At 58.9% G+C, this 18,369-nt stretch carries 20 protein-coding genes; 14 read left to right on the top strand and 6 right to left on the bottom strand.

Going from position 1 to position 18,369, the window contains the following annotated elements; genetic code table 11:
• Positions 1-619: 619 nt before the first annotated feature.
• From RFN28_RS16925 to RFN28_RS16940, 4 genes are read right to left on the bottom strand one after another with little or no spacing between them, the layout of a single operon-like run.
• Positions 620-1,303 carry a transporter substrate-binding domain-containing protein gene (locus RFN28_RS16925; RefSeq protein ID WP_320288433.1) on the bottom strand — a complete coding sequence of 228 codons (684 nt, stop codon included), beginning with the start codon at positions 1,301-1,303 and terminating at the stop codon, positions 620-622.
• Complete coding sequence (hpaI, locus tag RFN28_RS16930) at positions 1,290-2,081, bottom strand: 4-hydroxy-2-oxoheptanedioate aldolase (protein ID WP_320288435.1); 792 nt, start codon at positions 2,079-2,081, stop codon at positions 1,290-1,292. Before hpaI ends, RFN28_RS16925 begins: the two co-directional genes overlap by 14 nt.
• An 8-nt stretch (positions 2,082-2,089) precedes the next feature.
• The gene (locus tag RFN28_RS16935; RefSeq protein ID WP_320288436.1) at positions 2,090-2,872 is read right to left on the bottom strand and encodes a fumarylacetoacetate hydrolase family protein; all 783 of its coding nucleotides are present in this window, start codon (positions 2,870-2,872) and stop codon (positions 2,090-2,092) included.
• A gap of 24 nt (positions 2,873-2,896) precedes the next feature.
• Positions 2,897-3,790 carry an intradiol ring-cleavage dioxygenase gene (locus RFN28_RS16940; RefSeq protein ID WP_320288437.1) on the bottom strand — a complete coding sequence of 298 codons (894 nt, stop codon included), beginning with the start codon at positions 3,788-3,790 and terminating at the stop codon, positions 2,897-2,899.
• 257 nt (positions 3,791-4,047) lie between these two features.
• Here RFN28_RS16940 and RFN28_RS16945 point away from each other — a divergent pair, with 257 nt between their 5' ends.
• From RFN28_RS16945 to RFN28_RS16990, 10 genes are read left to right on the top strand one after another with little or no spacing between them, the layout of a single operon-like run.
• Entirely contained in the window at positions 4,048-4,785 is a 738-nt protein-coding gene (locus RFN28_RS16945) for a GntR family transcriptional regulator (RefSeq protein WP_320288438.1), read from the top strand.
• Positions 4,785-5,606 (top strand): sugar phosphate isomerase/epimerase family protein, encoded by an 822-nt coding sequence (locus tag RFN28_RS16950; protein WP_320288439.1) that lies wholly within the window; start codon positions 4,785-4,787, stop codon positions 5,604-5,606. Before RFN28_RS16945 ends, RFN28_RS16950 begins: the two co-directional genes overlap by 1 nt.
• A 46-nt stretch (positions 5,607-5,652) precedes the next feature.
• Positions 5,653-6,321, top strand: coding sequence for an amino acid ABC transporter permease (locus RFN28_RS16955; RefSeq protein WP_127855693.1), 669 nt, complete (start codon positions 5,653-5,655; stop codon positions 6,319-6,321).
• A 9-nt stretch (positions 6,322-6,330) separates the two neighbouring features.
• Positions 6,331-6,981, top strand: coding sequence for an amino acid ABC transporter permease (locus RFN28_RS16960; protein WP_320288442.1), 651 nt, complete (start codon positions 6,331-6,333; stop codon positions 6,979-6,981).
• A 42-nt stretch (positions 6,982-7,023) separates the two neighbouring features.
• A complete protein-coding gene (locus RFN28_RS16965; RefSeq protein ID WP_320288443.1) occupies positions 7,024-7,848 on the top strand; it encodes a transporter substrate-binding domain-containing protein in 825 nt (274 codons plus the stop codon).
• 7 nt (positions 7,849-7,855) lie between these two features.
• Positions 7,856-8,629 carry an amino acid ABC transporter ATP-binding protein gene (locus tag RFN28_RS16970; RefSeq protein ID WP_320288444.1) on the top strand — a complete coding sequence of 258 codons (774 nt, stop codon included), beginning with the start codon at positions 7,856-7,858 and terminating at the stop codon, positions 8,627-8,629.
• 18 nt (positions 8,630-8,647) lie between these two features.
• Positions 8,648-9,508 carry a shikimate dehydrogenase gene (locus RFN28_RS16975; RefSeq protein WP_320288445.1) on the top strand — a complete coding sequence of 287 codons (861 nt, stop codon included), beginning with the start codon at positions 8,648-8,650 and terminating at the stop codon, positions 9,506-9,508.
• 14 nt (positions 9,509-9,522) lie between these two features.
• Positions 9,523-9,891, top strand: coding sequence for a 5-carboxymethyl-2-hydroxymuconate Delta-isomerase (locus RFN28_RS16980; RefSeq protein ID WP_126092641.1), 369 nt, complete (start codon positions 9,523-9,525; stop codon positions 9,889-9,891).
• A gap of 33 nt (positions 9,892-9,924) precedes the next feature.
• The gene (gene aroQ, locus RFN28_RS16985) at positions 9,925-10,374 is read left to right on the top strand and encodes a type II 3-dehydroquinate dehydratase (RefSeq protein ID WP_320217295.1); all 450 of its coding nucleotides are present in this window, start codon (positions 9,925-9,927) and stop codon (positions 10,372-10,374) included.
• Between the two features lie 7 nt (positions 10,375-10,381).
• Positions 10,382-11,419, top strand: coding sequence for a Gfo/Idh/MocA family protein (locus RFN28_RS16990; protein WP_320288446.1), 1,038 nt, complete (start codon positions 10,382-10,384; stop codon positions 11,417-11,419).
• Between the two features lie 915 nt (positions 11,420-12,334).
• Here the strand turns inward: RFN28_RS16990 and RFN28_RS16995 are convergent.
• Positions 12,335-13,243 carry a LysR family transcriptional regulator gene (locus RFN28_RS16995; protein ID WP_320288447.1) on the bottom strand — a complete coding sequence of 303 codons (909 nt, stop codon included), beginning with the start codon at positions 13,241-13,243 and terminating at the stop codon, positions 12,335-12,337.
• Between the two features lie 115 nt (positions 13,244-13,358).
• Here RFN28_RS16995 and RFN28_RS17000 point away from each other — a divergent pair, with 115 nt between their 5' ends.
• The 4 genes from RFN28_RS17000 to RFN28_RS17015 are packed head-to-tail and all read left to right on the top strand — an operon-like array spanning position 13,359 to position 17,088.
• Positions 13,359-14,441 carry a 4-oxalomesaconate tautomerase gene (locus tag RFN28_RS17000; protein ID WP_320288553.1) on the top strand — a complete coding sequence of 361 codons (1,083 nt, stop codon included), beginning with the start codon at positions 13,359-13,361 and terminating at the stop codon, positions 14,439-14,441.
• Between the two features lie 45 nt (positions 14,442-14,486).
• On the top strand, positions 14,487-15,488 hold the full coding sequence (locus tag RFN28_RS17005) for an ABC transporter substrate-binding protein (protein ID WP_320288448.1): 1,002 nt from the start codon (positions 14,487-14,489) through the stop codon (positions 15,486-15,488).
• Positions 15,489-15,500: 12 nt separating this feature from the next.
• On the top strand, positions 15,501-16,331 hold the full coding sequence (locus RFN28_RS17010; protein WP_320288449.1) for an ABC transporter ATP-binding protein: 831 nt from the start codon (positions 15,501-15,503) through the stop codon (positions 16,329-16,331).
• Complete coding sequence (locus tag RFN28_RS17015; RefSeq protein WP_320288450.1) at positions 16,315-17,088, top strand: ABC transporter permease; 774 nt, start codon at positions 16,315-16,317, stop codon at positions 17,086-17,088. Before RFN28_RS17010 ends, RFN28_RS17015 begins: the two co-directional genes overlap by 17 nt.
• 226 nt (positions 17,089-17,314) lie before the next feature.
• Here the strand turns inward: RFN28_RS17015 and RFN28_RS17020 are convergent, their stop codons facing one another.
• Entirely contained in the window at positions 17,315-18,286 is a 972-nt protein-coding gene (locus tag RFN28_RS17020; RefSeq protein WP_320288452.1) for an acetylxylan esterase, read from the bottom strand.
• Between the last annotated feature and the right edge of the window lie 83 nt (positions 18,287-18,369).

Here is an 18,369-nt window from a genome sequence, read left to right on the forward strand (position 1 = left end):
CGCGGCCGGGGCTTTGGTGGTGTTGGCTTGCATGCTGACCTCCACGTGATGTTTGGCGACTTCACTCTGGCAGAGCGCCGGTCGCCTTCCATCCCCATAGGATCTTCACGCTACAGGACTGGCAGCTTTCGGCATCTCGAAACCGGTTACGGATGATCGGTGAGATGAAGGTCTCACAGCGATACCGGGCGGACCCACGACTTAAGAGGGATGATATTCGCGTCGGGTTCCCGCCGCCTGATGATGCTCATCCAGTTGGTCGCTATGGCGCTCGCAGTTTACCTGGCGGTCATGGTGGGGGAGGAGCGCCGATCTGGGCCATTCTCGCGGTGGCGGCGGGGCGTGGCCGACGCGCGGGCACATCCACGCGGTCGTCAGGACGCCGAATGGCAACGACGGCAAGGACTTGCTGCACCACGAAGCACACGCGCATGATCCGGGGCACGGCCACCGCCAACCGTTCGGAATAAGAGTTGCTCGACATGGTACCCAAAGGCTCAACGAAACATGAACTTCCGAGTCGGAACGCTTGAGACGGAAGAGGATTCCAATTGACTATTCGGGGGTTAGCCTGTCGCGTCCCCTCGACCCGGCTCCCTCGCATGTTCCGCCAACTGCTTCAGTTGCTCGGCTTACCCGCACTGCAATGCTGCTGGATGAAGTCCGACAGGAAGGTTGAAGCGTGAACGCACCTCCGATGCACAGCGATCGCCTGAGGCACTTTCGAGAATGTCCCCTCAACAACGCGGAAACCTGGATTCTCTTCGCAGAAACGTGACAGGGACTCGGTCAAGCCCGCAGCCGCATCGCACTGGGAGGATATAAGCATGTCCAGGGCGGAGGCGGGATTTTCGGTATGGAGGAGGATTGCATTTCTAACCTGTCGCTCAAGCTGCTTTGTATACGCAGCGGTTTTGGCGGCGGCAATGCGCACCCCTTCGACGTCGACATGCCCCACGCTGCCTAGCGGGCTACTGTCTGACACCAGAAAGCTGGCGGTCACCGTGGTATAGGGGGGCGAGAAGGATAACCTGTCGGCACGTGACGGATCGGGAGCAATGAATGCAACGTCCCACTCGTTGCCTTCGGCAGCCGCAAGAATGTCAGCGGCCGATCCGTATCGAACCAGCGACAAACAGCAGTCGAGTTCTGCCGCAAGTGCGATCGCGATCTGCGCGCTCGGCCCTGTTAGAACGCCTGTCACTGGATCGAGTTGGACAAGTGCGGCATTCGACATGTTGACCGCCGCTCTGATGACTCCCGTCGGTGCGATTTCAGTGAGGAGTTCATCACGTTCCGGCATCGCGGTACGCTCCTTGCGATGCAAATCGTGCCGCGAGTGCTTCCGATCCCCTCGCCAGAACAGCGACATCGACACCAACGGCAGTAAATAGTGTTCCCAGTGAGATGCACCGTGCCGCGAACTTCTCATCCGGGGTAAGAATGCCCGCAGGCTTGCCCAACGCTTTCAGGCGTTCAATCGCGTCGACAATTGCATCGACCACCTCCGGGTGGCTCGGTTGGCCCCTGTGTCCGAAACTCGCTGCAAGGTCTGCCGGTCCTACGAATACGCCATCCACTCCCTCTGCCGAGGCAATCGACTCGAGGTTGCCAAGCGCTTCCCGCGTCTCAACTTGCAGCAACAGGCAAATTTCCCGTTCCGCATTTTGCGCATAGTGCGCAACTCGGCCGAAACGAGTGGCGCGCGTCAGGGCAGAAACACCACGAATTCCATCCGGAGGATATCGCACGGCCGCGACTGCGGCTTTCGCCTCTTCCGCGTTCTGAACGTAGGGAATGAGCAGAGTCTGAACGCCAATATCCAGGAAGCGTTTGATGAGAACGGGATCGTTGATGGCCGGGCGGATGACTGGGGAAACGTCGTATGGTGCGACCGCTTGCAATTGTGGCAGGACGGTCAGAACGTCACCCGGAGAATGTTCCGTGTCGAACAGGAGCCAATCGAAACCTGAAGGCGCGACGATTTCCGCGGCGTAGTTTCCCGGCAGGCCACACCATAGGCCGATCTGACTTTGACCAGCAAGGAGCTTCCGCTTGAACCGATTGACAGGATGTTCCATCTAGCACCTCACACGAACGACACGCCGATGGAGCCAACAGGGCCATAGTCGGCCTGGATGACATCACCTTTCGCGATATCGACAGGACGCGTGAAGGAGCCGGCCAGGACTATTTGTCCCTTCTTCAGGCCACCGCCCACAGCATGAAGTTTGTTGACCAGCCACGCGATGCCGGCTGCCGGATGTCCCATGATCGCCGCCGACACGCCCGATTCCTCGATCATGCCGTTCTTGGAAAGAGTCGCTCCGACCCAACGGATATCGATGTCCATCGGGCGAATTATACGGCCGCCAACGACGAGGGCGCCGAAAGCCGCGTTGTCCGCAATGGTATCCGTGATCGCTCGAGGGACTTCGGTCCGGTAGTCGATAATCTCGAGCGCCGGGACAACGAACTCGGTCGCACGCATGACGTCATAGATCCTGGTGCCGGGCCCGACGAGATCCTCACCCATAACAAAGGCCAGCTCGACCTCGAGGCGCGGCTTGATAAACAAGTCAGCCCTGATCTGCGCTCCGTCGTTGTAAAGCGCATCGTCAAGAATGCAGCCGTAGTCCGGCTCCGTCATCTTCGAAGCCATCTGCATTGCGCGTGACGTCAGGCCAATCTTATGCCCGACGATCCGTGCGCCCTTGGCTACCCTCGCCTCCGCCCACAAAGCCTGAATTCGGTAGGCGTCCTCGAGCTCGAGGTTCGGGTAGGTCTCGCTAGGCTGTATGATCGGCTTGCGCTCGATTTCAGCTTTGAGCAGCGCGTCTGCCGCGGCCCGGCGTTCTTCTTCGGTGATCATATCGTTTGCTCTGCTGATCGTGATTTATTTGATCGGGGGACGCGGCAAAACGGCTTCGCCGGGCTCCATGGCATAGGTGTAGTCGAGCGAGAACCACGGACCAGGAATATCCGCTTCGGTCGGATGGGGCTCCTCATGACGAATGAAGTCGCCGGTCAGCGCTGCCGTGACACCGAACTGAACATCGGAGTCGATGTTCGGGTCGCTGGGGTCGAAGACCTGGGAAATCAGCGTCTTGTATCCATGCTTGAAGATCAGTGCGTGCAGGTGCGCTGGTCGGTACGGATGGCGTCCCTGAGCTTTGAGCAGGCGTCCGACCACGCCATCGACCGGTATCGGATACCCGACCATCTTGACGGTCCTGAACCAGAACCGACCTTGCTCGTCGGTCATGAATTTGCCGCGCAAGTTCATCTCGGCCTGGTCCGGGTCCTGGTTTTCATAAAGACCGACGGGAGATGCATGCCAGACGTCCACTTCGGCGCCGGCAATTGGCTTACCGTCGCGGTCAACGACCTTGGCATGCACGAACAAGGGAGTGCCCGGCGTCTCGGATCGGATGATTGACCCGCCATTTTCGACTCGCGGAGAGTTGAGGCGCCAGAATGGGCCCAACAGCGACTGGGAGGTCTCAGTCTGTCCTCTGTCGCCATTGTTCAGCAGGCAGACAAGTGAAGACACGCCAAGAGAACCGGCCATCAGCACAAACTCGTTGTGGTGATCAGTATGCAGCTTCCCGATCTCATTCAGCATGGCTGTCGCCTCCCGAAACTCGACCTCCGTCAGTCGAACCTCGCGCACGAAGGCATGAAGATGCGTGACCATCGCCACGAGGATTTCTCGCAGGCGGGGGTCTTCAGTGCGATTCATCACAGCGAGGACGGCTGGCGTCAGATCGCTTTCAGTTTTGATCACCATGTGGGGCTACCTCCCGATTTGCCCGACTATCAAAATAATCGATTATCCGTCAAGGCCGCCGCCGTGCATTCTCGCGACACCGAGACGCCGAGAGGAACGGGATTTCGACACACAACCCATTGATTTGATTATGTTTTGTTTTCATAAAAGAAGCTAAGGCTTGGTTTTTTGGCAAATTTCAGCGCACTCAAGTTGACAGGAATAATCGTTTATTATATCGATCATCGACGATTAGTTCGGGAGCCATGGGAGGAACAATGGTACCGCATGACGACGGCGCATTTGCTCCGACGACAGAAGATGCTCCATCGTCTTCCGGCTTTCTCGATGACGGCAAAAACACAATTGGGAGCCAGCTTGCATCCCGTCTCCGTGAGGCGATCATCTCCGGCGAGCTTCAGGCCGGCAGCAAGATCAATCTCGACAAGGCGCGCAAGACGTTCAACGTGAGCCTCAGTCCGCTGCGTGAAGGGTTGGCGCGGCTGATATCGGACGGTCTAGTGGAGTTCGAGGACAATCGCGGCTACCGCGTTTCATCAATTTCCTTGGCCAATCTGGAAGAGATCACCACCCTGCGCGAAGAGTTTGAAGTCTTTGCGCTTCGCGAGTCCATGCGGCTCGGCGATGTGGGGTGGGAGGGCAACGTCATGCGCGCGCTGCATCGCCTTAACCGCACCGAGCGCGACGCGGCTCGGCCGGAGACACTGGAGCGCTGGGAAGAGCTCCACCGCGAATTTCATCTGACACTCATCTCTGGCTGCGGGAAGCCGATCCTGCTCCATTTCTGCAGCCTGCTGCTTAATCTTAACGACCGTTATCGCCGGGTGTTTCTGACCCGCACGTCGGGTGACCGCAACGTCAGCCAGGAGCATAGTGAGATCGCTCAGGGAGCCGTCGCGCGGGATCTGGACTATGCCTGCGATATGTTGCGTCAGCATATTCACCGCACGGGAACCAACCTGCGCAATCACCTTGCGACAAAGGGGACCTTGTGATGACCGTCGCGACGCCAAGGCCGGGCCTTGAACTGGGCGTGGCGCACTTTTCATCGATCGGGCTGCCGCCAAAGGAATTCGCCGTGATAGCTGCTCGGGCGGGTTTTGCCTCGATAGGGCTTCGTCTGCACCCCGCCTTTCCCGGAGCTCCTTTCTACGAGTTGCCGGTGGGCAGCCAGAGTGCCCAGGAGTTCAAGACAGTTGCCGATGGCGAAGGCATCAAGGTGTTCGATATCGAGTTCTTCGTGATCGACAAGAGCTTCGTTGCGGCCTCCCACGAAGTGACCGTGGCAGCCGCTGCGAACATAGGGGCGCGCCGGCTGAGTGTTTGCGGCGATGATCGAGACAGCGGCCGTCTTGCCACAAACCTTTCAGAGTTTTGCGCCCTCGCGGCGCGATATGGCATGTCAGTCGACATCGAAAACATGGGCTGGCGGACGGTAAGGACCTTTCGCGACAGCGTAGCGGTCTTGAATGCCTGCGGAGCAGAGAACGCCGGTGCCCTTGTTGACGGGATTCACTTCTTCCGAAACGGAGCCTCGATCGACGAGCTTCGCGCAAATGCAGGGAAGGTAAAACACATCCAGCTTTGCGACGTCCGCGGTCCTGCTCCCAAAACATCGGACGCAATGATCGCCGAGGCGAGAAGCGGTAGGTTCGCTCCTGGAGAAGGCGAACTGCCATTGAAGGACCTCTGTGCGGTAACCGAATGCGGCGCTGCTATCTCGGTCGAAGTGCCACTCGTCGGGTCGGTCGACCCGGAGGCACATTTAAAACATCTGCATGCCAGCGCACTGGGAATTTTGAAACCGGATCATTGATCCGGCGCCGACGCGGCTTAGGCCGGTCAGGAGGAGGAAGTCTTAAATGCGGTATACGTTCGATTTCGGTGCGGTCCTCGACCGCGCCCCGGAATTGCTATGGGGTTCGCTTGGAACGGTTGGCCTTGCGTTAGCTGGGATGCTCCTCGCACTCGTCATCGGGATCCTGGGCGTCGTTGCAAGGAGTTCCAAGAGCGAGATCACGCGGGCTGCCGTGATCGTGTTCGTCGAGGTTGTGCGTAATACGCCATTCCTGGTGCAGATCTTCTTCATATATTTTGCCCTTCCTCTCATGGGCATCCGCCTCAATCCGACCGTCACGGCGATCATTGCCCTCGGCATCAATGGTGGGGCCTACGCAATCGAGATCATCCGAGGCGGGATCGAGAGCGTGTCGCGCGGCCAGATCGAGGCAGGTTTCGCACTTGGTCTTCACAAGGCGGACGTCTTCCGGCTCATCGTGCTCAAGCCGGCGCTGCGGGCGATTTATCCCTCGCTCACAAGCCAGTTCATCATGCTGACACTGACAACGTCTGTCTGCACGTCGATCGCCGCCTACGAGCTGACCTCGGCCGCTCAGCGCATTGAGTCTGACACCTTCCGCAGCTTCGAAGTCTATTTCACGGTGACCGCTATCTACCTGGTCATCTCAAGCCTGATGATGGGCCTCTTTGCCCTCATTTCTCGCCACTACTTCAACTACCCGACGCGATAGGAAGCAGCCATGGGTCCCATCGGCGAAGATCAATTTTTCTTTTTGTTGCAGGGTTTGAAATGGACCGTGCTGCTTGCGATCGTGGGCTTCATCGGTGGGGGGATATTCGGAATCCTGATCGCGCTCCTGCGCACCTCGAAGAACAAGGTCGCCCGGACGATCACCGCAGGGTATATCGGCGTCTTCCAGGGCACGCCCCTTCTAATGCAGCTCTTCGTTGTCTATTACGGCGTTGCGCTGTTGGGCATCGAGGTTAACGCGTGGATCGCGGTCGCAATCGCCTTCACGCTCCATGCCAGCGCCTTCCTGGGCGAGATCTGGCGCGGCTCCATCGAGGCTGTGCCGAAGGGCCAGACGGAAGCCGCCAACGCCCTCGGTCTGCATTATGTCTCGCGGATGAAAGACGTCATTCTGCCGCAGGCCCTGAAAATTTCGATGCCGGCCACGATCGGCTTCCTTGTCCAGCTCACCAAGGGCACGTCGCTGGCAGCAATCGTCGGCTTCATTGAACTGACTCGCGCCGGTCAGATCATTTCAAACCAGACCTATCGTCCGCTGCTCGTCTTCGGGATTGTCGGCGCAATCTACTTCATCATTTGCTGGCCGCTCTCCCATGCGGGAAGTGGCCTTGAAAAACGGATGGCGAAAGCTGCCCGCTAACCGCTTCGCTCGAAGCAAAACTCTCTGAGGAGGAGAATAAGCATGCATAACAGTCGTAGGATTTTTCTCGGACTTGCACTGGCAACTATTGCCTTCGCAACCGTTGGCACTGCCGCCGCCTCTGCGGCAACTGTAGAGGAAGTCAAGGCAAAGGGCACGCTCGTGGTCGGCATCCAGGGCGACAATGCGCCATGGGGGTTCGTCAACACAAGCGGCGTGCAGGACGGCTTCGACGCTGACGTCGCCAACCTTTTTGCCAAAGAATTAGGCGTGAAGGTTCAATTCCAGCCGCTCGCCGTTGCCAACCGAATTCCGGCGCTTACCACCGGCAAAGTCGACATCCTGTTCGCAACGATGGCGATGACGGAAGAACGCGCGAAAGCAATTCAATACAGCAAGCCTTACGCCGCCAACACGATTTCGCTTTATGCCGCCAAGTCCGACACGGTTACGAAGCCTGAAGACGTTGCCGGATGGGAGATCGGCGTTCCGAAATCCAGTTCGCAGGACAAGGCAGTAACGAACGCCGTCGGATCCACCGCAACGGTTCGCCGCTTTGATGACGACGCCGCAACCATCCAGGCTCTGGTCTCCGGACAGGTAAAGGCGGTTGGCGGTAACCAGTTCTATGGTCAGCGTCTGGATGCGGCGAGTGCCGGCACGTACGAGCGCAAGATTAACTTTTTGACGACCTACAACGGCGTCGGTACCCGTCTCGGCGAGAAGGACTGGAACGAAGCCGTCAACGCCTTCATCGACAAGATCAAGGCCAATGGTGAGCTTGCCGCCATCACGAAGAAGTGGATGGCGATCGATCTGCCGCAGTTCCCGGAATCCATTCCGAACATCCCGTTCACCGTGAAGTAAAGCCCAAATGGAGGGTTCCGTGCTCAATTCCGCAAAAGATCAATCGACGCTGATCTCCCTTGAGGACGTGCAGAAGTGGTACGGCGCTTTCCATGCCTTGAAATCCATCAGTTTGTCGGTCCGCAAAGGTGAAAAAATCGTCCTCTGCGGGCCGTCAGGCTCCGGGAAATCAACGTTAATCCGCTGCGTCAATGCCCTCGAGACGATCGAGGAAGGCAAGATCGTCGTCGAGGGTCACGTACTGGACGGAAGCACCAAATCCATCGACGCTGTACGTCGCGAAGTGGGAATGGTCTTCCAGAGCTTCAATCTCTTCCCCCACATAACCGTACTTCAGAACTGTACCCTCGCCCCAATGCGTGTTCGAGGCGTAAGCCACGCTGACGCAGAGCGACTGGCTCGAAAATATCTCGAGCGCGTTCGAATCCTTGACCAGGCGGACAAATATCCCGCGCAGCTATCGGGCGGACAACAACAACGTGTCGCCATCGCCCGCGCGCTCTGCATGGAGCCGAAGGTCATGCTCTTCGACGAACCGACCTCTGCCCTCGATCCCGAAATGGTGAAAGAGGTGCTCGACACCATGATCGGGCTCGCCCGTGACGGCATGACGATGATCTGTGTCACGCACGAAATGGGGTTTGCCCGTCAGGTCGCTGACCGCGTCATCTTCATGGACTCCGGAGAAATCGTCGAAGAGGCCGAACCGGAGGTCTTCTTCAAGTCTCCCGAGCACCAGCGCACGAAAACCTTCCTCGGTGAAATCCTGGCCCATCACTGACTTTCGAAAGCGATGCCAATGCACGACAAGAAATTCCTCGTGGGACTGATCGGTGCCGACATCCAAATGTCAAAGTCCCCGGCCCTCCACGAAATGGAGGGGCGACGCCAGGGCCTCGATTACCGTTACGAGCTTCTCGACTTCGCCGAGCGAGGCCTTCCCGCCTCCGCGCTGCCGGACCTCCTAGAGGAGGAAGAGCAGCGCGGTTTTGCCGGCAGCAACATTACACATCCGTGCAAGCAGACAGTGATCGCCCACCTCAATCGCCTTTCCGAGGATGCAAAGATGCTCGGTGCGGTCAACACCGTGGTCTTCCGCAACGGCGAGAGGATCGGCCACAACACGGATTGGTACGGTTTCTACGAGAATTTCCAGCGCGGCCTTCCGGACGTCGCGAAGTCGCATGCCGTCCTGCTTGGCGCCGGCGGCGCCGGTGTCGCCGTGGCGCATGCCGCCATCAAGCTCGGTATTGAGAGATTATCGATCTTTGACCAGGATGCAAAACGGGCAGAAACCTTGGCTCGGCAGTTGAACGATCGGTTCTCGAGGGATTGCGCGCGTGCCACGACGGATGTCGGCAGCGCCCTGCGCTCCGCGGACGGCCTTATCCACGCGACGCCGACGGGTATGAAGAGCCATCCTGGTTTGCCGATCGATGCGGAATGGCTTCTGCCACGGCATTGGGTGGCCGACATTGTCTATATGCCACTCGTCACAGAGCTCCTTGCTCTCGCCGAAGGAAAAGGCTGCCGGACCCTTCGGGGCGGCGGCATGACCGTCTACCAGGCAGCAGCGGCTTTCGAATTGTTCACCGGGATAGCACCGGACGCAGAGCGCATGTCCCTTCACTTTACGGACCTATGCCGCCTGTCGGCTTGATGGGGACATCCCAAATGCCGCATATCATCATCGATTATAGCCGGGGCGCAGGCGAGCATGTAGCCATGGACCGACTGACGCTGACCGTGCATCGCTGCGTTCGCGATGGCGGCCTTGTGAAACCCTCCGCCGTGCGCACGCTTGCGCGGGAGGCGACATACTCCTGCGTGGGCGATGAGCATGTCGATCATCATTTCATCCAAATCATCGTGCGGATGGCACCGGGTCGTACTGCAGAGACCAAGCAGAAGCTTCTCACTGCCGTTCTCGAGGCCGCGCGGACGATCGCCGCGCCTGCTCTCGAAGCTGGAAAGCTCGGCTTGCGCGCAGATCTCTACGAGTCGGACCCTGATTTTGCTGTTCAAGCAATCGCGTTCGTCTGACCAGAACAGAGTGCTCAAGAAGGACACCATGCTATGAGCCTGATCTACGTTCTCAATGGACCAAACCTCAATCTGCTTGGCAAACGCCAGCCGCATATCTACGGGCATGAAACGCTCGCAGACGTAGAGGCGGACTGCCGCAAGCTGGCAGCCGAACTCGGCCATGAAATCCGCTTTCATCAGAGCAACCGGGAATACGAGATCATCGATTGGATTCATGAGGCGCGCGAGGACGGTGCAGGCATCGTCATCAATCCGGCAGCCTTCACCCATACCTCACTCGCCATCCTCGACGCTCTGAACACATTTGAAGGGCCTGTGATCGAGATTCACATATCCAATGTGCACAAGCGCGAAAGCTTCCGACACCATTCGTTCGTTTCGCACCGCGCGGATGGTGTGATCTGCGGCCTTGGAACGGAAGGATACCAGCTTGCCATCCGACGCGCGGCGACTATGAGCAAGGCGGCGGGCAAGGGCTGAGGTGACCATGACCCAACGGGTTAAGCTGGCCGTTGTTGGGGCCGGCCTCATCGGTAAGCGCCATATTCAGCACGTCCAGGCCGAGCCCCCGGCGCAACTCAGCGCCGTGGTCGATCCCACGCCGACTGGCGAGACCATTGCCAAGGAAGCCGGCGTGAAGTGGTTTCCAAGCTTCGCAGAAATGATTGCCGCAGACCTACCTGATGGGATCATCGTGGCTACGCCCAACCCGGCTCACGTTCAGAACGGGTTGGAAGCCGTTGAAGCCGGCATTCCTGCACTCATCGAGAAGCCTATCGCCGACGACATTATATCCGGGGAAAAGCTGATCGCAGCGGCTGAGGCAAAAGGTGTTCCTCTTTTGACCGGTCATCACCGCCGACACAATCCGGTGATGCAGAAGGGAAAGGAAATCATCGAAAGCGGAAAGCTCGGCCGCGTTCTTGTTGTCAATGCGATGTTCTGGCTATTCAAACCCGACGACTACTTCGACATCTCGTGGCGTCGTGAGCGCGGTGCGGGGCCGGTTTTCCTCAATCTCATCCACGATGTCGATAATCTGCGCTACCTTTTCGGCGATGTGGCTGCGGTTCAGGCACGCGAGTCCAACGCGGTGCGCGGCAACGCAGTTGAGGAAACGGCTGTGATCCTGATTGAGTTCAAGAACGGAGTGTTGGGAACTGCGACAGTCTCGGACGCGGTGGTCGCACCGTGGAGCTGGGAGATGACAACCGGAGAGAATCCGGCTTACCCCAAAACCGAGCAATCCTGTTACTTGATCGGAGGAACGCACGGGTCGCTGGCTGTTCCGTCACTCGAGGTCTGGCGCAATCCTGGTAAACGGAGTTGGTGGGAACCCTTTGACCAAACGCGTATCGAGGTCGACGACGAGGACCCACTCGTTCTGCAGATCAGGCAATTCTGCAAGGTGATCCGCGGAGACGAACCGCCGCTTGTCAGCGGGCGTGAGGGGCTCAAAACCTTGAGGGTAGTCGATGCGGTAAAGCGCTCGGCGGCAACGGGAGAACGTATCGAGTTGAACTGACGCCTGAGTGAGTAATGTGACCGCCTGCTCGCCCCTTCGCGTCTCCTTGCATCCGATGCGATGAGAACGCCGGCTCAACACCGACGTTAGGCATCGCGCTTCTGGCGGAGGAAATCGTCGCCGCCGTATCCCGTGTGAGCGTTTGCCGCTGGCGGTCGCCGCCTGAATCGAGCCCCGGCCAAGGCGCAGAGCGCGCTGCCGCCGCCGCGCCTGAACCAGCAGAGTTCGGCGACGCACGCCACGCCGGCGGGCCTGGTCAATGTGCAGCCCTTCACCCGCATAGGCCAACCGCGGCCGCACGGCGTCGTCCCGCAACCGCCCTACCCGGGCTTGCATGCGCTGGCCGGGATAACTGGCCTTCGCCCCGGCGCGATGGGTATGCATCCAAAAGGAGCTTCGGACCGCCAGCCGCGACCACTGTGAAGCTGCTATACCATCTTGTCGGCATTGCTCGCGGCGTACGAGTTGTTAGCGAGGCCAGCCAGCAGCAGCCGGGCAGCGCGAAGGAAGCCGCACGCCCTTGCTGCGAGCAGTGACGGCGCAGACTTGGCCTTTGCAGCCGGGGCGATCCTAGCGACCTGCGCTTCGCGATCGCATGTCCGCTTTCGACAATCCACCAGGATGTTGTTGATGACCGACATGATGCGCAAAGCTGCCACCCTTAGAGGATAAATACGATCGGCGAGTGGCTGCACCAGTTCCTTGAATCGACGCGCGTTGTGTAACCTATTGGCGGAAAACGATTATGTTAGTCGCTGAGGGTCATCATTTTCTACAGGAAATCAATACGGTAGCGGGTGATTCGCCAACCCATTTCCTTCGTATCGTCTTGGCGAACCTGAGGCACAGGCGGACGACTGGTTTTTCGACAAGCGGTACCGACCCCTTTCTGGCCACTTACGGCTGTCGATTTTCTTAGTGCTTTTCAATCACTTGCCATACACCTATCAGCATCTTAAGGAATCGCTCTGCTGCAGGCGACAAGGTGCCGCCACGACGGCGGACCACGCCGATCGTGCGTGATATCTCGGGATTGCGGATGGGGCGGGTGATCAGAAACGGATGGTCTTCTCGCGGGGTTGCCATTCGTGGCAGAACGGAAATCCCGAGGCCTGCCTCCACCAAACCGAGGGAGGTGGACAGATGGGTTACCTCGTAGAACCAGCGAAGCTTGATGTTCGATTTTGCCAGCGCCGCGTCGAGCAGCGTTCTGTTGCCGCTTGATCGATGAACCGTGATCAGATGATAGGGCTCTAGGTCCGCCCAGCCGACCGATGGTTTGGCAGCCAGAGGGTGATCCTTCCGCGCTGCAAGCACAAATGGGTCTTCCGCGAGCCGATCAAAGGTCAGGTCCGGATCCGACGTGCCCATGATGTTTATGCCGAACTCCACCTCCCCGCGCGCCACGGCTTGAAGACCGTCGGTCGCCGGCAAGTCGAGGATGCGAAAGCGGATGTTCGGGTACTCCTCATTGAACTGTCGGATGACGGTCGGCAGGAAGTAGAATGCTGCCGTGGGGAGGCACGCGATCGTCACCAATCCACCTCGGTTGGTTCCAACGTCACGCACAGCAAACAGAGAGCCGTCGAACTCCTCCAGCATGCGTCGCACGAGCGGCACGAGTTCTGTACCGAGAGCCGTCGCGGATACGTGCCGGGTTGTCCGTTCCAAAATGGGCGCTCCGATAGCCTGCTCCAATTTTTGAATGCGGCGGCTCAACGCGGGCTGTGACAGATGCAGAGCTTCGGCCGCGCGATGAAAGCTCTCCAACTCTACGACGCTTAGGAAGGCTCGGAGGTCAAGGATCTCGCAATTAATGCTCATTTTGCATCAATCCTCTGATTCTTAGCATTTCACAAAATAAATGTGTTTTCCAATAATTGGATCAAAGAGCGCCTATTAATACGGCGATGACATAATTCTGATGCAAGCACAAGCGATGAATGACCTGTTGGCGATCCCTTGCGTTCTAATGAGAGGCGGCACCTCAAAAGGTCCGTTCTTCCTGGCAAACGATCTTCCTGCGGACGCTATCGAGCGGGACAAGATCCTACTGTCCGTTATGGGCTCGGGTCATCCGTTGCAAATAGACGGCATCGGTGGCGGCAATCCGGTCACGAGCAAGGTGGCCATCGTCGGGCCTGCCAGCATTCCAGGCGCCGACGTGGATTATCTGTTTGCCCAGGTACGGGTCGACCAGCAGATTGTCGACACCTCCCCGAACTGCGGCAACATGCTGGCCGCGGTCGGCCCGTTTGCCATTGAAGCTGGGCTTGTCCCGGCTCGTGGTGACACGACGCTCGTCCGGATCCATAACGTCAACACCAGCAAGCTGATCGAGGCCGAAGTTCCCACTCCAAACGGCAGCGTCTCCTATCTCGGTGAAGCTGCGATTGACGGCGTGCCCGGCCGTGGAGCACCGATCGCATTGACCTTCATGGACGCAGCGGGGGCCCGTACCGGACAGCTTTTTCCCACTGGCAATCCAGTAGACTTGATCGATGGTGTGGCTGTCACCTGCATCGACTGCGCAATGCCGATGATGTTGATCGAGGCAGACTCGGTCGGCGCAACGGGCTTCGAATCAGCGGCTGAACTCAATGCTAATAAGGAGTTGCTGGGACGGCTGGAGAAGCTGCGCATCGCTGCCGGCGAACGGATGGGCCTTGGGGATGTATGCAATCAGGTAACGCCGAAGCCGGTGCTGATTTCCCGGCCAAAGTCGGGAGGCGACATCAGCGTGCGGTATTTCATGCCGCATCAATGTCACCCGTCGCTCGCAACCACGGGCGCCGTGGGGATCGCCACAGCCTGTATCAGCCAGGATACTGTTGCTTCGCTTCTGATCGGCCGGCGGATCCCTCCAGTCGTGCTTTCCATAGAGCACCCAAGCGGCCACCTGGACGTCAAGCTGTATGAAAGGGACGGCAAAGTCGTCGCCGGAATCCTTCGCACCGCCCGCCGGCTGTTCGAAGGACATGTATTTGCAAAACCTGTCCCGCAACTGGGTTGCGCGGCATAATAACCGTGGCCGCCGGGAGGGCGCCACCAACAGGAGGAGAATATCATGCGCAAGCTCATGCTCGCCCTCGCGGCAACCGTCGTGTTTGCCGGTTCCGCGTTCGCGGATCCGGTCCGCATCAGCGTCGGCTCTTACAATCTCAACAACCTTCCCTTTCCGGTCGCCCAGGGGCTTGGCCTTTATGAAAAGGAAGGCCTGGAGGTAACCGTCGAGAACTTCGCATCGGGCGGGTCGAAGACGCTTCAGGCGCTTGTTGCCGGCTCGACGGATATCGCCGTCGGGTTCTACGACCATACGATCCAGATGCAGGCGCAGAAGAAGGCTGTCGTGGCGTTCGTGCAGCTCGCCCGCAATTCCGGGCTCGTGTTGGCTGGCGGCAAGAACAGCACTTTCGACCCGGCAAAACCGGAAACGATCAAAGGCGCAAAAATCGGGATCACCTCGCCAGGCTCGTCTTCCGATTTCTTCGTCCGCTATTACCTGCAGCGCAACGGCTTGTCCGCGAACGACGTCTCGCTGATCGGAGTTGGCTCCGGGTCTGCCGCCGTCGCGGCCCTTGAACAGGGCAAGGTCGACCTCCTCGTCAACTACGACCCAGCGGCAACCTTTATAGCGGCCAAGGGCGTCGGCAAGATCCTGATCGACGGTCGCAGCGACGAGGGTGCCAAGGCGATCTATGGCGGGATTTACCCAACCTCCGTCCTCTATGCCACACAGAGCTATATCGAGAAAAATCCGGAGACCGTCCAGAAGGTCACGAATGCGACGGTCAAGGCGCTCGAGTGGATGAATAGTCACTCCGCGGAAGAGATCGTCGACAAGCTGCCGAAGGAGTTCATCTCCGGCGATCGTGAAACCTATGTCAAGGCGGTAGAGAACGCGAAGGCGATCTTCTCGAAGGACGGCCGTATCAACGAGGAAGATATCAAGACTCCGCTCGCGGTCCTAAAGAGCTTCAACGAAAAAGTCGCAGCGGCTGAGGTCGACCTCAAGAAAACCTACACCAACGAGTTCGTCGACAAAGTCCCGAACGTCGCCGCCAACTGACAGGAGGAGGTCATGGCATTGGCCGTAGTGAAAACCGCACCCCCGACCAACAGGCCGCATCATGCGAAGCCGATGGTTTCCATCGATAAGGTCACCATGTCCTTCGGCGCCTATGTGGCCGTGCAGGATGTGAACTTGGCTGTCGCCGATGGCGAGTTTCTCGCGATCGTTGGGCCGACCGGCTGCGGCAAGAGCACGATTCTTAACGCGATTGCCGGGCTGCTGAAGCCCTCGAGCGGTACTGTCGCGATTGAGGGTCAGCCGGTACACGGGATCCAAAACGATATCGGCTATCTGTTCCAGCAGGATGCACTGCTTCCTTGGAAGACTGCGCTCGAGAATGTCGAACTTGGCCCTATGTTCAAGGGCACCGGCGCTGCCGAACGGCGCGAGCAGTCGATGAAGTGGCTGGCGAAGGTTGGCCTGAAGGGCTTTGAGCATCGCTACCCGCATCAGCTTTCCGGCGGACAGCGCAAGCGCGTGCAGATGGCGCAGGCACTGATTACCGGCCCCAAGGTCATCCTGATGGACGAGCCTTTTTCGGCACTCGACATCCATACCCGCCACCTGATGCAAAATGAGCTGTTGCGGCTTTGGCAGGAGCAACGGCGCGCCGTGGTGATGATCACGCACGACCTTGAGGAGGCGATCGCCCTCGGGGATCGGGTCGTGGTGCTTGCCGCCGGACCGCGCTCGCACGTGATCGACAGCTTCCCCGTCGATCTCCGACGCCCTCGCGATGTCGCTGAAATCAAGCTAGATCCACGCTTCATGGATCTCTATCGCAACATCTGGTCATCGCTGCGCAGCGAAGTGGAGAAAAGCTATGAACGCCACGACTGAACGCCTCATCCAGGTCTCACTGCTGGTGGCAATTGTCGGCGGCTGGCAGTTCGGTGTCGCGGCGGGCATCATCGACGTCTTCTTCTTCCCGGCTCCGGTCGACATCCTCAAGCAGGTGGCGTCCTGGGTAGTGGACGCCAGCTTCTATAAGCATGTGGCCATCACCTTGACGGAAACCGTGCTCGGCTATCTGGTCGGGACGGCACTCGGCGTGGCAGCAGGCGTCTGGCTCGGCCTCAGTCGTTCGGCCGCGCGCATTCTGGATCCTTTCATCAAAGGCTTGAACGCGATACCTCGCGTCGTGCTTGCGCCGATATTCGTACTTTGGCTCGGCCTCGGTCTCTGGTCCAAGGTGGCGCTCGCCGTCACGCTGGTGTTCTTCGTCACTTTCTTCAACGCCATGCAGGGCGTCCGTGAGGTGAACCCGGTTGTGCTGTCGAACACCCGCATCCTGGGAGCCAAGCGGTCTGACCTGCTTCGCCACGTCTACTTCCCGGCAGCGGCAAGCTGGATTCTGTCTTCGTTGCGCACTTCGGTCGGTTTTGCCGTCGTCGGGGCGATTATCGGCGAGTATCTCGGTTCCTCGGCCGGGCTTGGCTATCTGATCGCTCAGGCGGAAGGCAATTTTGATGCGGTCGGCGTCTTCGCAGGCATCCTGATCCTCGCGATCTTCGTCCTGATTATCGACAGCATCCTGGACGTCGCCGAGAAGCATCTCATCAAGTGGCGACCGAGCGCTTCCGAACGGCCTGCGTGAGGATCATTAGCGGCAACCGAGAAGCTTGTTCACAAGCGCTCTCCCTCCCAGCCAAAGGAGGGAGAGCGCAGGCATTCTGCGCACTCACTAGGTCCGAAACTGGGGACGATGGTGGAACGCAAGAAAGGCCGCCTGCTCCACGCCGGGCAATTGGGATGCACTTGGCCGGAGCGGATCTGCGACGCGAAGGTGCCTGGAACCAGCGAAACGTGCTTAGCCGCTGACGTCAGCTGACACCGAACAGCCCGCCGAGCCAGGCCATCTGTTCGCGCTCCTGGTAGCCTTGCCCACCTTCATGATTGTTGAATTCGTATTCGACGATGGTCTTGTGGCCCGCGTAGGCATTGAATGCACCATAAACTGTAGAGGGTGGGCACACTTCGTCCATCAGAGCCACCGAAAACAGCGCCGCCGCCCTAGACTGCCGGGCGAAGTTGACGCAGTCGAAATAGTTGAGCGTTTCAAAGACTTTCGCCTTCTTTTCGCGATGCTGCGCCAAGAAACGAGCGATTTCCAAATAGGGATCGCGCACGGCAGTCTGCACAGCGCGCGGAAAGTCGCACAGAAATGGCACGTCAGGCATGACAGCCTTGACGCGCGGGTCGATGCCGCCGACGGCGAGCGAAATACCGCCGCCCTGACTGTCACCGCAAACCGCGATGCGTTCGGGATCGACGAAGTCCTGCCCTACGAGAGCATCTATCGCCCTCACAGCATCGGTGAACAGGCGTCGGTAATAGTAGTCATTCTTATCCAGCACGCCACGCGTCATGAAGCCGGGAATGGACGAGGCCGAGCCGACAGGATCTGCGGTCTCACCGACGCTCCAGTCGCTTCCCTGCCCACGTGTATCCATTCGGAAATAGGCAAAACCTGACGCCGCCCAATGCAGCTGCTCATGTGCCAAGCCGCGGCCGCCGCCATAGCCGATGTACTGCACGACGAGGGGTAGCCGCCCCTTGTGGTGCGTCGGCAAGATCAGCCATCCTTTGATCGGATGACCGCCGTATCCCGGAAACGTGACGTCGAAGGACTGGACCGCCTTCAGTGTCGTCTGCGCCTGCACGATGCTGACCTCACCGCCGGCCTGGCGGGCCTCGGCGATGGTCGACGTCCAGAATTGGGCAAAGTCGCCCGGCATGCCGACACTGCTGACATAAGCGCCCAGTTCGGGCTGGATCAGATCTGGGAACGGCATTGTTCCTCCCAATTTTAATTAGAAGCAAAATCGGCGATTGATATGGATGGCTCCGCATTCGGATCCGCCCGCGGGCGTGAATC

This window comes from Mesorhizobium album, from assembly GCF_033977205.1.
GTDB classification, from domain to species: Bacteria; Pseudomonadota; Alphaproteobacteria; order Rhizobiales; family Rhizobiaceae; genus Mesorhizobium; species Mesorhizobium album.

Coding starts and splice junctions, on each gene's coding strand:
- RFN28_RS16925 (WP_320288433.1), bottom strand. CDS start 1,303: ATGCCGGAACGTGATGAACTCCTCACTGAAATCGCACCGACGGGAGTC.
- hpaI (WP_320288435.1), bottom strand. CDS start 2,081: ATGGAACATCCTGTCAATCGGTTCAAGCGGAAGCTCCTTGCTGGTCAA.
- RFN28_RS16935 (WP_320288436.1), bottom strand. CDS start 2,872: ATGATCACCGAAGAAGAACGCCGGGCCGCGGCAGACGCGCTGCTCAAA.
- RFN28_RS16940 (WP_320288437.1), bottom strand. CDS start 3,790: ATGGTGATCAAAACTGAAAGCGATCTGACGCCAGCCGTCCTCGCTGTG.
- RFN28_RS16945 (WP_320288438.1), top strand. CDS start 4,048: ATGGTACCGCATGACGACGGCGCATTTGCTCCGACGACAGAAGATGCT.
- RFN28_RS16950 (WP_320288439.1), top strand. CDS start 4,785: ATGACCGTCGCGACGCCAAGGCCGGGCCTTGAACTGGGCGTGGCGCAC.
- RFN28_RS16955 (WP_127855693.1), top strand. CDS start 5,653: ATGCGGTATACGTTCGATTTCGGTGCGGTCCTCGACCGCGCCCCGGAA.
- RFN28_RS16960 (WP_320288442.1), top strand. CDS start 6,331: ATGGGTCCCATCGGCGAAGATCAATTTTTCTTTTTGTTGCAGGGTTTG.
- RFN28_RS16965 (WP_320288443.1), top strand. CDS start 7,024: ATGCATAACAGTCGTAGGATTTTTCTCGGACTTGCACTGGCAACTATT.
- RFN28_RS16970 (WP_320288444.1), top strand. CDS start 7,856: ATGGAGGGTTCCGTGCTCAATTCCGCAAAAGATCAATCGACGCTGATC.
- RFN28_RS16975 (WP_320288445.1), top strand. CDS start 8,648: ATGCACGACAAGAAATTCCTCGTGGGACTGATCGGTGCCGACATCCAA.
- RFN28_RS16980 (WP_126092641.1), top strand. CDS start 9,523: ATGCCGCATATCATCATCGATTATAGCCGGGGCGCAGGCGAGCATGTA.
- aroQ (WP_320217295.1), top strand. CDS start 9,925: ATGAGCCTGATCTACGTTCTCAATGGACCAAACCTCAATCTGCTTGGC.
- RFN28_RS16990 (WP_320288446.1), top strand. CDS start 10,382: ATGACCCAACGGGTTAAGCTGGCCGTTGTTGGGGCCGGCCTCATCGGT.
- RFN28_RS16995 (WP_320288447.1), bottom strand. CDS start 13,243: ATGAGCATTAATTGCGAGATCCTTGACCTCCGAGCCTTCCTAAGCGTC.
- RFN28_RS17000 (WP_320288553.1), top strand. CDS start 13,359: ATGAATGACCTGTTGGCGATCCCTTGCGTTCTAATGAGAGGCGGCACC.
- RFN28_RS17005 (WP_320288448.1), top strand. CDS start 14,487: ATGCGCAAGCTCATGCTCGCCCTCGCGGCAACCGTCGTGTTTGCCGGT.
- RFN28_RS17010 (WP_320288449.1), top strand. CDS start 15,501: ATGGCATTGGCCGTAGTGAAAACCGCACCCCCGACCAACAGGCCGCAT.
- RFN28_RS17015 (WP_320288450.1), top strand. CDS start 16,315: ATGAACGCCACGACTGAACGCCTCATCCAGGTCTCACTGCTGGTGGCA.
- RFN28_RS17020 (WP_320288452.1), bottom strand. CDS start 18,286: ATGCCGTTCCCAGATCTGATCCAGCCCGAACTGGGCGCTTATGTCAGC.